This is a genomic window from Mycoplasma sp. 06067-C1-B144P-99-0482-3 (assembly GCF_051053925.1).
In the GTDB taxonomy this organism is placed as follows: domain Bacteria; phylum Bacillota_I; class Bacilli_A; order Mycoplasmatales; family Mycoplasmataceae; genus Mycoplasma; species Mycoplasma leachii.
In genome coordinates, this window is the sequence record NZ_CP144017.1 from 1 (window position 1) to 13652 (window position 13652).

Here is a 13652-nt window from a genome sequence, read left to right on the forward strand (position 1 = left end):
ATGAACATAAACGATATTTTAAAAGAACTCAAACTAAGTTTAATAACAAATAAAAATATTGATGAATCTATATATAACGACTATATAAAAACAATTAATATTTATAAAAAAGATTTATCTGATTATGTTGTTGTTGTTAAATCACAATTTGGCTTATTAGCTATAAAACAATTTCGTCCAACTATTGAAAATGAGATAAAAAGAATTTTAAAAGAGCCAGTAAATATTAGTTTTACATATGAACAAGAATATAAAAAACAACTAGAAAAAACTGAATTAATAAATAAAGATCATTCAAGTATTATTAGTAGAAAAGTTAAAAAAATAAATGAAAATACATTTGAAAATTTTGTAATTGGTTCAAGTAACGAACAAGCTTTTATAGCAGTTCAAACAGTGAGTAAAAGTCCTGGAGTTTCTTATAATCCTCTATTTATTTATGGTGAATCTGGAATGGGAAAAACTCATTTATTAAAAGCTGCAAAAAACTATATTGAATCTAATTTTTCTGATTTAAAAGTTAGTTATATGAGTGGTGATGAGTTTGCTAGAAGAGCAGTTGATATATTACAAAAAACTCATAAAGAAATTGAACAATTTAAAAATGAAGTATGTCAAAATGATGTTTTAATTATTGATGATGTTCAATTTTTAAGTTACAAAGAAAAAACTAATGAAATATTTTTTACTATTTTTAATAACTTTATAGAAAATGATAAACAGCTGTTTTTTTCAAGTGATAAATCACCTGAATTATTAAATGGTTTTGATAATAGATTAATTACTAGATTTAATATGGGATTAAGTATTGCTATTCAAAAACTAGATAATAAAACAGCAATAGCTATTATTAAAAAAGAAATTAAAAATCAAAATATTAAATCAGAAGTTACTAGTGAAGCAATTAATTTTATTTCTAATTATTATTCAGATGATGTTAGAAAAATTAAGGGAAGTGTTTCAAGACTAAACTTTTGATCTCAACAAAATCCAGAAGAAAAAACTATTACTATAGAAATAATTTCTGATCTATTTAGAGATATACCTACTTCAAAATTAGGTATTTTAAATGTTAAAAAAATTAAAGAAGTTGTTAGTGAAAAATATGGTATTTCAGTTAATGCAATTGATGGAAAAGCTAGAAGTAAGTCAATTGTAACAGCAAGACATATAGCAATGTATTTAACAAAAGAGATTTTAAATCACACTTTAGCTCAAATTGGAGAAGAATTTGGTGGTAGAGACCACACAACAGTTATTAATGCTGAAAGAAAAATAGAAGCCATGTTAAAAAAAGATAAACAATTAAAAAAGACTGTTGATATTTTAAAGAATAAAATTTTAACAAAATAATAAAAATAACTATTTTAAATCTATGTTTTTATAAGTTGTTCACAAATTAACCTCATAATAAGAATAATATTTTAGAAATATAATAAAGAAATAGAAATAAAAAATACATCTTATTTTAATTTATTTTAAATTAAAATAAAAAAACATCTAAAAGGAGTAATTATGAATTTTTCAATAAATAGATTGGTTTTATTAGACAATTTATCAAAAGCTGCTAAAGTAATTGATTATAAAAATGTAAATCCAAGCTTATCAGGTATTTATTTAAATGTTTTAAATGATCAAATTAATGTTATTGCTACTAGTGGTATACTTTCTTTTAAAAGTATTTTAAATAATCAAAATTCAGATTTAGAAGTTAAGCAAGAAGGTAAAGTTTTATTAAAACCTAAATATGTTTTAGAAATGCTAAGAAGATTAGATGATCAATTTGTAGTATTTTCAATGGTTGAAGATAATGAATTAATTATTAAAACTGATAATTCAGATTTTAGTATTGGAGTTTTAAATTCAGAAGATTATCCTTTAATTGGATTTAGAGAAAAAGGAATTGAATTTAATTTAAATCCTAAAGAAGTTAAAAAAACTATTTATCAAGTTTCTGTTTCAATGAATGAAAATAATAAAAAATTAATTCTTACAGGTTTAAATTTAAAACTAACTAATAATCAAGCAATTTTTTCAACAACTGATTCATTTAGAATTAGTCAAAAGATTTTAGAAATTCAAAGTAATAATAATGAAGATATTGATATAACAATTCCTTTTAAAACTGCTTTAGAATTACCTAAATTATTAGATAATGCTGAAAATTTAAAAATTATAATTGTTGAAGGATATATTACATTTATAATTGATAATGTTATTTTTCAATCTAATTTAATTGATGGAAAATTCCCAAATGTTCAAATTGTTTTTCCAACAAAATTTGAAACTATTATTACAGTAAAACAAAAATCAATTTTAAAAGTTTTATCAAGATTTGATTTAGTAGCAGATGATGGTTTACCAGCAATTGTAAATATTAAAGTTAATGAAGATAAAATCGAATTTAAGAGTTTTATTTCAGAAGTTGGTAAGTATGAAGAAGATTTTGATAATTTTGTAATTGAAGGAAATAAAAGTTTATCAATTAGTTTTAATACAAGATTTTTAATTGATGCGATTAAAACTTTAAATGAAGATAGAATTGAACTAAAACTAATTAATTCAACTAAACCAATTGTGATTAATAATGTTTATGATGAATATTTAAAACAAGTAATTCTTCCAACCTTTTTATCAAATTAGTCCACTTAGTGGATTTTTATTTTTAAAATAAATATTATGAGTAAAATTAAACAAATTATAATTGTTGAAGGTAAAACTGATACTGACAAATTAAAAAGCATTTATGGAAATGATTTAAAAACTATTCAAACAAAAGGATTAAGTTTAAATAAAAAAACTTTAGAAATGATTAAAGAATTTAATAATAAAATGGGTGTGATTATTTTTACTGATCCAGATGGAGCTGGTAAAAAAATAAGACAAACTATTATAGATTATTTAGATAATAAAGTTTTAAATGCTTTTATTAAAAAAGATGATATAAATAAAACTAGTAAAAAAGTTGGAATTGCTGAAGCTAGTGATGATGCTATTAGAAAAGCTTTAGATAATTTAATTATTTATGATAAAAATAATGTTTCTTTAAGTTGAACTGATTATATAAATAATGATTTTTATTTAAAATCAAATAGAATAGTTATTTGTAAATATTTTAATTTTGATAATAATATTAGTTCTAAGACTTTGTTTAAATGATTAAATTGAATGAATATCTCAGTTGATGATATTAAAAAAATAATAGGTGAATAATGAAAGCTAAAAAATACTATGGACAAAACTTTATTTCTGATTTAAATTTAATTAATAGAATTGTTGATGTTTTAGATCAAAACAAAAACCAATTAATTATTGAAATTGGTCCAGGAAAGGGTGCTTTAACTAAAGAATTAGTTAAAAGATTTAATAAAGTTGTAGTTATTGAAATTGATCAAGATATGGTTGAAATTTTAAAAGCTAAATTTGATTATTCTAATTTAGAAATTATTCAAACGGATGTTTTAAAAATTGATTTAAAACAACTAATTAGTAAGTATGATTATGAAAAAATAAGTATTATTTCAAATACACCTTATTATATAACTAGTGAAATTTTATTTAAAACTTTACAAATCAGTGATTTACTTACAAAAGCTGTTTTTATGTTACAAAAAGAAGTTGCCTTAAGAATTTGTAGTAATAAAAATGAAAATAACTACAATAATCTTTCGATTGCTTGTCAGTTTTATAGTCAAAGAAACTTTGAGTTTGTAGTTAATAAGAAAATGTTTTATCCAATTCCTAAAGTTGATTCAGCAATTATTAGTTTAACTTTTAATGATATTTATAAAAAGCAAATTAATGATGATAAAAAGTTTATCGAATTTGTTAGAATTCTTTTTAATAATAAAAGAAAGACTATTTTAAATAACTTAAATAATATTATTCAAAATAAAAATAAAGCATTAGAATATTTAAAAATCTCAAATATTAGCAGTAATTTGAGACCAGAACAACTAGATATAGATGAATATATAAAATTATTTAACCTGATCTATACTAGTAATTTTTAAATTTATATAATCAAAATATAGACAAATATAGACAAAACTAAGTTAGAAACAAAAGGATTGAATTTATGATTAATGATTTTCAAGAAATAACCTTAGAAGATCTAGAGCAAAATAATTTTAAGTTAAAAGAAAATAAAGTTAAATTTCAATTTTTAATGAGATTTTCTCTAGTTTTTTCTAATATTTTTACTCATATTTTTTTATTTTTATTAATTATTATTAGTGGTTTATTTTTTGGGTTACGTTATACTTATTATAATTACAAAGTTGATTTAATTACTAATGTTGATAAGATAAAACCTTCTATTCCTAAATTAAAAGAAATATATAAAGAAGCTCTTGAAGTAGTTGATGAAGTTAAAAAAGAAACAGATAAAAACTCAAAAGATAGTTTAATTAATAAAATAGATGAAGTTAGAGGGATTGTAAAAGAAATTACTAGTATAGCTAGAGAGTTTGATGAAAAGAGTAAAGAAGTTAAACCTAAAGTAGATGAAGTTATTAAAGATGGTAATCAAGTAACTAAGCATTTAGATGAAGTAACTAAAGAAATTGAAAAATTACAAAAAAACGGTAGTGGAATAGTTGGGAGAATCAGCAGAAATGTTTCAGATGATTTAAATGTTCTTGGTACTATTGCAAATGAGTTTGTAGGAGATGTTGATTCTGTTAAAGATTCTGTAGAAAAAATTGCTGAATTAGCTAAAAAAATATCTGAGGAAGGTAAAAAAATAACTTCTAATGTTGAAGTTATTAAAAATGAAGTTGAATACTTTACAGGCAAGAGTAAAGAACCTTTAAAAGATATTGACAAAATAAAACAAATATATGATAAAAAATTTCCTATATTTGAAAAGAATAATAAAAAATTACAAGAAATTTGAAATAAATTAATGGGAATTTATAAGGAATTTACAGTAGAAGAAACTAAAAGTGACTATTACAATTATGTTATTTACATATTAATATTCTTGATAATTGATTCATTAGCCTTATTAGTAATTACTTATATGTCAATGATAAGTAAAACTATAAAAAAGGTATTATTATTTTACATATTTGGTCTTTTAAGTTTTAATCCTATTGTTTGAGTTTCAATAATAATAAGTTTATTTTCAAGACCAATAAAAAATAAAAAAAATAAGTTTAGTTAATTTTTTATTAATAATCCAACCTATAACTACTACTTAATTGAATAATCCAACCTATAACTACTACTTAATTGAATAATCCAACCTATAACTACTACTTAATTGAATAATAGATAAAAATATAATATAATTATAAGGCCGCGATAAGAATAACGTCTGAACGAGTTAGGACCGGAAGGTAGCAGCTATAAGGAAAAGTGTTCTGTATTGCGGTTTTTTATTTGGAGAAAATTATGGATGATTTTAATAATATATTAGATTTACTAATCAATGAATCTAAAAAAACAATAAAACATAATGATATACCAGTTAGTTGTTGTATTATTGATAGTAATAACAGTATTTTAAGTTTAGCTATTAATAGTAGATATAAAAATAAAGACATTTCTCAACATGCTGAAATTAATGTAATAAATAATTTAATTAATAAACTTAATAATTTTAATTTATCTAAATATAAGTTAATTACTACTTTAGAACCTTGTATGATGTGTTATTCAGCAATTAAACAAGTAAAAATAAATACTATTTATTATCTAGTTGAAAGTTATAAATTTGGCATTAAAAACAATTACAGTATAAATGATCAAAATCTTAATTTAATTCAAATAAAAAACCAAAAAAAGCAAACAGAATATATAAAATTACTTAATAATTTTTTTATTAATAAAAGATAAATATTTATCATTCCTACTAGTATTTGTTTATCTAATCAAGTATTAATATAAGATAAAATTATATTAGTTGGAGGCTAAAATGAATACAAATAAACAATCTTTATATAGAGCTTATAGACCAAAAGATTTTAGTAGCGTTGCTGGACATAACAATATAAAAGAAATTTTAGAAAAGCAAATTAAAGATAATAGAATTAACCATGCTTTATTGTTTTCTGGTCAAAGAGGAACTGGAAAAACAAGTGTTGCTAGAATTTTTGCAAAAACTATTAATTGTTTAAATTTAATTGGTTCAAAAGCTTGTGAACAATGTAATAATTGCAAATTAGCAAATGAAAATCAATTAATTGATATTATTGAAATCGATGCTGCTTCAAATAATGGTGTTGATGAAATTAGAGAAATTAAAAATTCAGTTTCAACTTTACCAATAAATAGTAAATATAAAGTTTATATTATTGATGAAGTTCATATGTTAACAAAACAAGCTTTTAATGCTTTGTTAAAAACTTTAGAAGAACCTCCAGTTTATGCAATTTTTATTTTAGCAACTACTGAATTTAATAAAATCCCTCAAACTATTTTGTCTAGATGTCAAATTTTTAATTTTACAAAAATTGAAAAAAACTCTTTAAAGAATCGTTTGCAATACATAGTAAATCAAGAAAATTATCAGATTGAAAAAGAAGTTTTAGATGAAATATTTTATCTTTCAGAAGGTTCTTTAAGAGATGCAATTAATATTTTAGAACAACTAATGTTAGCTACAGATAATCTAATTACTATAAAAAATTTAAAAGCATTTTTTTTAATTGCAACAAAACAAGAGCAATTGCAAGTGATTCATCAATCATTAAATAATGACACTAATTTTATTATTTCTTATTTTCAAAAAGCAAATGATCAAGGGATGAATTGAGATGTTTTTGCTTTAGGTTTAATTGAAATTTTAAAAGAAATTATTGAGTATAAATTAACTAATAATAATGAGTTTTTAAACATATTAGAAGAAGATGAAGTTAAACAATTTGTAAATATTGATGTTAATCATCTTTTTTTACTATCAGATAATTTAGCTGAAGCTTACTTTAAAACAAAAGCTGCAAACATTAGCTTTAACTACTTATTATTAAGTTTGTTAAAAACTATTAATTCAAACAATAAACAAGAAAATATACAAACAATTAATCAAAATACAAACAAAAAAGAATCTATTAATTCATTAGAAGAACAAGTTGCTATAAAACAAAATTATGTTGAAGAGTTTGTTGTTAATAATAAAAAAACAGATAAGTCTGTTGATGAAATTTTTATTAAACCAAATATTAAAAATGAATCAATAAATCAACAAGAAATCCAATCAGTAAAAAAAGAAGAGATTTTTAATAACGAAGTTGAACAAGAAAGTAATTTTAATGAGTTAATTAATAATTATGATGAACAAGATAGTGATTTTAAATTTGTAAATAGTAATCAAGAATTAGAACTAACTAGTGAGTTTTGTAAAACGTTTAGTGAATTAAAATCGAAATTTAATGTTTGTGTTTCTAATTCTATAGATAGTAAAGTTAAAATGCTTTCAAATGATGATTTAATTAGTATTTTTATTCAAACAAAATATTATAAAGACAATAAAAAAAATCTAGAAAATTTATTTGAAGAACTTTTTAAAGAACAAGATAATACTTTAATTAACCCTAGTCAAGCTACTGAATTGTTTATGTTAATAGATAGTAAAATTATTTCTTTTACTAATGAAGTAATTATTGTAAAAACTCAAACTAAAACCCAGTCTAATTTAATTAATGATTCAATGTTAGATGAACATGTTTTACAAGCAATTTTTAAATGATTTAAAAAACCTTATATAATTTTTGCTATTGATAAACTGAAATGAGATGAAATCAAAACTATCTTTATGGATTTAAAAAGTAAAAATAAACTATCTGAATATAATTTAATTGATCAAAAGCAATTAAAAGAAAAATATTTAACAATTAACAATAAGCTTGATGAAGATTTAATTAATAAAGCAAAAGATCTTTTTAATGATGATTTTATGATAGGTGATTAAAATGCCGGAAAGTATATTTAATGAAATTGTAGAATCAATTAGAACTAATGAGGGATTAACTAAAAAAACTTCAGAAAGATTATTAGTGAATTTGTTATTAAATAAAGATAAACTTAATGAATTTATTAATCAACTAAGTAAAGTTAGCCAACTAATTTCAACTTGTAAAATATGTGGATATTTAAGTGAAAATGAGAAATGTTTAGTATGTAGTTTAGATAATAGAAATCAAAATATAATTTGTATAGTTTCAACAATTTTAGATGCAAAAAACATAGAAACTGCAAATAAGTATAAAGGAGTTTATCATATTTTAAATGGTGAAATTAATCTAAATAAAAACATTACATTTGATAAGTTAAATATTAGTTCTATTTTTAAAAGAGTTAATGACAATACTGAAATTATTTTAGCTTTAAACTCTACTTTTGAAGGCGAACTAACTGCTAATTATTTATATAAACTACTAAGTACTAAAAATGTTAAAATCACAAGATTAGCCAAGGGAATGCCAATGGGTGCTAGTTTAGATTATATGGATGAATTTACTTTACAAAGTGCATTTATTAATAGAAAAAAATATGGAGAATAAAAATGTTTATTACATTTGAAGGAATGGATGGTAGTGGAAAAACTACTGCTTTACTAAAAGTAAAAGAAGAACTAGAAAGGTTAAATTACAAAGTTTTAATTACAAGAGAACCTGGTGGAGAAGTTATTGCTGAGCAAATTAGACAAATTATTTTAGACAATAAAAATAAAAATATGGATGTATGGACTGAAGCTTTACTTTTTATAGCTTCAAGAAATCAACATTTACAAAAAGTAATAAAACCAGCTTTAGAAAAAAATATTATTGTTATTTCAGATCGCTTTATTGATTCAACTAGTGCTTATCAAGGAAGTGCTAGAAATATTGGTGTTGATGTAGTTAATCAAGTTCAACAAATTGTTTTAAAAAATTGTTTACCTGATTTAACATTATTTTTTGATGTTTCTTTTAGTGAAGCTGAAAAAAGAATGCAACTAAGAGGAGAAAGTTCAAAAAATAGACTAGATAAAGAAGAAAATAATTTTAAGCAAAAAGTTTATCAAGGATATTTAGAACTAATTAAAAATAACCCTGAACGTATTAAAGTAATTGATGCTAATAAAGATATTGATCAAGTTTATAATCAAGCTATAAAAATAATTTTAGAAAAACTTAAAGAAAATGAAAAAAGAACAAGTAATTAGTAGATTAAAAAAACTAATTGATAATAATAATTTATTTTCTAATATTATTTTAAATTGTAAAAATGAAGAAATTAGTTTAGATGTAGTTGAACAAATTATTTATTATGCTTTTAGTAAAAATTTAGAAAATCTTGATTTTAATAAACTAAAAGAACAAATTAAAAATAATACACATATTGACATATTAACAATTGGAAATAATAATGTAGTAATAACAAATCAAGAAGTTTTAAATCTAATTAATAAAATGTCACTATCAGCAACAGGAAAACAAAACATTAAGTTTTTTATAATTAAAAATGCTCAAAATCTTAAATTAAGTGCTGCTAATTCTTTATTAAAATTTTTAGAAGAACCACCAGTTAATACTTATGGAATTTTACTAACTAATAATTATAGTGAAATTATTAATACTATTTGATCACGTTGTCAGTTAATTAATATAGATAATGAAACTCAATTAGATAACAAACTTAACAGATTTGAAGAATTATTAATATCTAAAAATAAAGATGAGATTTTGTTATTTAATAAAGAAATGAAAGCTATGAATAAAATTGAATTAGTTAAAATGATTGATGATGCATATAATAGAACTATTATTTATCAATTTGCTAATTTGATTAGTTGTACTTTAGAAATACTAGATGATTTAAAATTTTTACCACTTACAAACATAGCTATAGATAATTATTTAATTAGAATTGTAGAACAAATTTAATGAAAGTTTTAAATGATTTATTAGGATATAAAAATAGAAAATTATATCAAGATAGCAAGATGTTTAATTTTACTTTAGATAGTGTGTTAGTGGCTAGGTTTTGTAATTTAAATAGTAAGAAAAAGAAGATTTGTGATTTTGGAACTAATAATGCTGTTATTCCTTTAATTTTATCTAAATATACAAGAGCAAAAATTATTGGAGTTGAAATTCAACATAAAGCAGTTGAAATAGCAAAACAAAATATTAGATTAAATGATCTAGAAGAACAAATTGAAATTGTGCATACTGATATTAAAGAATTTAGTAAATTACATAATCAAGAATTTGATTTAGTTGTATGTAATCCTCCTTTTTTTAAAATGAATGGTAACCCAAAATTAAAAGAAATTTCTTTAGAAGTTGCTAATGCTAGACATGAATTATTAATTACTTTAGAAGATATTATTAAAAGTGCCTCTAGATGTTTAAAAAATGGTGGTAATTTTACTATAGTTCATAGAAGTGAAAGATTAAGTGAAATCATTAATTTATTTTATAAATACAATATTTATCCAAAAAGACTAAGATTAATTCAATCTAAAAAAACAGATAATGCAAAAATGATTTTACTTGATGGAACATATCAAGGAAATGAAGGAATGGAGATATTACCTACTTTAATTACACATAATGATGATGAAACTTATACTGATGAGTTATTAAAATACTTTCATGATTAATAATTATTTAAGTTTATTAAGTATTATAATTCAAATAGAAAGAATAACTATATGGATGCTAAAAAAGTAATATTTAAGCTTGATCAATTAGCAAAAGAACGTGGCACAACAATTGGAAATATTAGCAAAATTATTTTAAATAATTTAGAACTTATTACTAACTTAACAATTTATAAAGTTGCTAATCTTTGTTTTGTTTCTCCATCAACAATTACTAGAATTTGTCAAAAATATTTAGATATTTCTGGGTTTAGTGAATTACAAATTTTAATAAGAGTTTATTTAAATGAACAAGAAAAACAAAATAAAGATGAAAAAGAAAAGGGTAAAAAAATTTCTAAATTTACTGAAATTAGAGAGGCTATTAATGTTACTGATGCATTAATTGATATTGATGAAGTTGATAAAATAGTTGGAACTCTTTATAGCACTAAAACTGTTGCTTTAATTTCTTATGATAATAGTGTTAAACATGCTGTTGCTGAACTTGCTGAAAAAATGAATTTAATTGGAATTCCACCTGTAATTATTAATCAACAAACTGATTTAGATTATTTTACAAAGATTTCTGATTTTAATTGATTGTTTATTGTTATTTCACATTTTGCAGAAAATAGCTCTACATTTCAATCAATTTTACAATTGAAAAAAAATGGATCAAAAATAGCCTTAATTTCAATGAATAAACAAAACAAGTATTCTAGTGTTTGTGATTATTGAGTTAAATATGCTGTTAGTGATGATGACCCATTACAAAAGATCAAGCATTCTGCTAATTTTTCATTATTATATGTAGTTCAAGTTCTATTTAATAGAATCTTAAAAAATGATAAACAACGTTTTGCAAAAATAATTAAAACTTTAAAAATTGATTAATATTATGAATTTATTTAATGTAGATAAAGATAAAAAATATTTATTAGCAATATCAGGAGGCCCTGATAGTGTTTTTTTATTATGTAATATTGTTAAGATTATTGATTCTACTAATTTAATAGTTTGTCATGTTAACTATAACTTTAGATATGATTCAATCAATGATCAAAAAATAGTAAATAATCTTTGTAAAAAATTTAATTTAAAATTAGAAATCTTAAATATTAATAAAGACTATAGCTTGTTAAAAGAAAACTTTGAATCTTGAGCAAGATTTCAACGCTATGATTTTTTTAATAAAATAGCTAAAAAGTATCACATTTATAACTTATTAGTTGCTCATAACTTCAATGATTTAATTGAAACTTACTTATTACAATTACAAAGAAATAATTTAGTTGATTATTATGGGTTAAAAACTGTTAGTCACTATAAAGATCTTGTAGTTTATAGACCTTTATTAGATATTAAAAAATCTGAAATTCTTGATTATTTAAAAATGAACCAAATTAGTTATGCTATTGATTCAACTAATACTGATATTAAATATCAAAGAAATAAAATTAGATCTATTCTTGATGAATCTATTTTTATAAATATTAAAAATCAAATTGATATTGATAATAAAAAATTAGAAACAATAAAAAAAATAGTTAATAACTATTTAGAACATAATCTTATTAATAAAGAATTGATTTTAAATAAAGAACTTTTTTTATTAGAAAGTAATATTATTAAAAGAATTATTTATAAATATTTTAAGTTAATTAATAAAGAAAGATTATTAGTTAATAGAAGCAATAAAACAATTAGTGAAGTTGCTAAAAGACTAGTTGAGTCAAATAAAAGTTTTTGAAAAATTAACTTAAATGATCATAGTTTAATTAAAGATTATAAAAAACTATTTGTTATTAAAAATAGTTTATTAGAAGTTAAAACTATAATTATTAATAATTTAGATGATTTAGCTAATCAAACTAGTTTTAAAGATATTAAAGAAATTGAACAAATAATTATAAGAGAAAAAAACTTTAGTTATGTAATTAGTAATGATTATGAATTATATAAGTCAATTACTACAATTAGAAATAAAAAAACTAATAGATATTTTATTGATAGAAAAATTAGTTATAAAACAAGATTTTTAGCACCTGTTGTATATAACATTAAAGATAAAATTATTCTAAACAAAGTTAAAAAACACTATTAGTTTTTTGATTCTCTTATATGATTATGTTTTTGACATAAACTAATAATTTGTTCAATTATTTTTGATTGCTTAACAATAGTTTGACTGCAAGTACAAGGAACTTTTTTGTGCATTTGTTCAAAAATTAAATCAGCATTTTGATATCAAGATTTTTCTGAGTTATTTAAAAAATTACACATACTAGCAATGCTTCCTACAAAATAGTCTGCATATCTAATTAATGGATGAGAGATTGATTCAAATTGAATAACTTTAATTTGAATATCTTTAAAGTGCAAGTTTCAATAAAAATAAGTTTTTAAATAACCTTCTAAAGCTTTAAATTTTTGCTGTTTATTATTTTTGGTTTTTATACTAATTCTTCTTTGATCTATATAAACTTTAATATTTAAAATATCTCTATTTTTTATTATTTTTTTTATAGATAAAGATTTGATAGTTCTTTCAATTAAGTTTTTTACCATCATATTATAAATAGCTTCAAGATTAATTTGTTTGCTATATTTTGATTGTCAATCTTTTAAACTACTAATCATAGAAATATTAGTTTGATTATTAAATCTAATTTTTGATGACAATGCCTTTTTATTATTTAAAGATAAATTATTTCATTTAACTTCTTTTTTTATTTCATAAGGTTTTAGATCAGTTTCAAAATTATTTCTATAGTTTCTAATTGATTTTTCAGTTTTTAAAATATTAGATTTAATTTTAGATTCATAGACTTGAATATTTTGATAATCAGAGTCATTTAAATAAAATCCACCTACAACAAAAAAATCAGAAATAGCATTTCCACTTTCATCAAGATAAAAATTAAGATAATAAGTCATAAAATCACCACTTTAAAAAAGGAGGCATAGCCTCCTTTCAGCATAGGGGTGCCCGTACTTTACACTCTTAGTAGTGCATACGATTAAGATCTTCTTCAATCCCTACGTCTTACCACTATTATAATAACATAGAAAATAA

Annotated in this window: 14 protein-coding genes and 1 other RNA gene; 14 read left to right on the forward strand and 1 reads right to left on the reverse strand. The window is 21.1% G+C overall.

Annotation, left to right across the window (positions count from 1 at the left end):
• From dnaA to tilS, 14 genes are all read left to right on the forward strand, one after another.
• On the forward strand, positions 1 to 1353 hold the full coding sequence (gene dnaA, locus V2P32_RS00005; protein WP_434343592.1) for a chromosomal replication initiator protein DnaA: 1353 nt from the start codon (positions 1 to 3) through the stop codon (positions 1351 to 1353).
• Positions 1354 to 1515: 162 nt separating this feature from the next.
• The gene (locus V2P32_RS00010; protein WP_434343593.1) at positions 1516 to 2643 is read left to right on the forward strand and encodes a DNA polymerase III subunit beta; all 1128 of its coding nucleotides are present in this window, start codon (positions 1516 to 1518) and stop codon (positions 2641 to 2643) included.
• A gap of 36 nt (positions 2644 to 2679) precedes the next feature.
• The gene (gene rnmV, locus V2P32_RS00015) at positions 2680 to 3213 is read left to right on the forward strand and encodes a ribonuclease M5 (protein ID WP_434343594.1); all 534 of its coding nucleotides are present in this window, start codon (positions 2680 to 2682) and stop codon (positions 3211 to 3213) included.
• The gene (gene rsmA, locus V2P32_RS00020; RefSeq protein WP_434325854.1) at positions 3213 to 4013 is read left to right on the forward strand and encodes a 16S rRNA (adenine(1518)-N(6)/adenine(1519)-N(6))-dimethyltransferase RsmA; all 801 of its coding nucleotides are present in this window, start codon (positions 3213 to 3215) and stop codon (positions 4011 to 4013) included. Before rnmV ends, rsmA begins: the two co-directional genes overlap by 1 nt.
• A gap of 65 nt (positions 4014 to 4078) precedes the next feature.
• Positions 4079 to 5167, forward strand: a complete 1089-nt coding sequence (locus V2P32_RS00025) for a methyl-accepting chemotaxis protein (RefSeq protein ID WP_434343595.1) — start codon at positions 4079 to 4081, stop codon at positions 5165 to 5167.
• Positions 5168 to 5294: 127 nt separating this feature from the next.
• An RNA gene (gene ffs / locus V2P32_RS00030) (signal recognition particle sRNA small type) lies at positions 5295 to 5390 on the forward strand.
• Positions 5391 to 5397: 7 nt separating this feature from the next.
• Complete coding sequence (locus tag V2P32_RS00035; protein ID WP_434343596.1) at positions 5398 to 5841, forward strand: nucleoside deaminase; 444 nt, start codon at positions 5398 to 5400, stop codon at positions 5839 to 5841.
• Between the two features lie 79 nt (positions 5842 to 5920).
• Positions 5921 to 7915 (forward strand): DNA polymerase III subunit gamma/tau, encoded by a 1995-nt coding sequence (gene dnaX / locus V2P32_RS00040; protein WP_434343597.1) that lies wholly within the window; start codon positions 5921 to 5923, stop codon positions 7913 to 7915.
• A gap of 1 nt (position 7916) precedes the next feature.
• On the forward strand, positions 7917 to 8507 hold the full coding sequence (gene recR, locus V2P32_RS00045) for a recombination mediator RecR (RefSeq protein WP_434343598.1): 591 nt from the start codon (positions 7917 to 7919) through the stop codon (positions 8505 to 8507).
• Between the two features lie 2 nt (positions 8508 to 8509).
• Positions 8510 to 9151 carry a dTMP kinase gene (gene tmk, locus V2P32_RS00050; protein WP_434343599.1) on the forward strand — a complete coding sequence of 214 codons (642 nt, stop codon included), beginning with the start codon at positions 8510 to 8512 and terminating at the stop codon, positions 9149 to 9151.
• Complete coding sequence (locus tag V2P32_RS00055) at positions 9129 to 9872, forward strand: DNA polymerase III subunit delta (protein ID WP_013447336.1); 744 nt, start codon at positions 9129 to 9131, stop codon at positions 9870 to 9872. Before tmk ends, V2P32_RS00055 begins: the two co-directional genes overlap by 23 nt.
• Positions 9872 to 10594: a tRNA1(Val) (adenine(37)-N6)-methyltransferase gene (locus tag V2P32_RS00060; protein WP_434343600.1), complete on the forward strand. Its 723-nt coding sequence runs from the start codon at positions 9872 to 9874 to the stop codon at positions 10592 to 10594. Before V2P32_RS00055 ends, V2P32_RS00060 begins: the two co-directional genes overlap by 1 nt.
• Positions 10595 to 10645: 51 nt before the next feature.
• Positions 10646 to 11470, forward strand: a complete 825-nt coding sequence (locus V2P32_RS00065; protein WP_434343601.1) for a MurR/RpiR family transcriptional regulator — start codon at positions 10646 to 10648, stop codon at positions 11468 to 11470.
• Between the two features lie 4 nt (positions 11471 to 11474).
• Complete coding sequence (gene tilS, locus V2P32_RS00070) at positions 11475 to 12680, forward strand: tRNA lysidine(34) synthetase TilS (RefSeq protein WP_434343602.1); 1206 nt, start codon at positions 11475 to 11477, stop codon at positions 12678 to 12680.
• Here the strand turns inward: tilS and V2P32_RS00075 are convergent.
• Positions 12677 to 13513 carry a DUF3800 domain-containing protein gene (locus tag V2P32_RS00075; RefSeq protein WP_434343603.1) on the reverse strand — a complete coding sequence of 279 codons (837 nt, stop codon included), beginning with the start codon at positions 13511 to 13513 and terminating at the stop codon, positions 12677 to 12679. The two genes, tilS and V2P32_RS00075, sit on opposite strands and share 4 nt — an antisense overlap.
• Between the last annotated feature and the right edge of the window lie 139 nt (positions 13514 to 13652).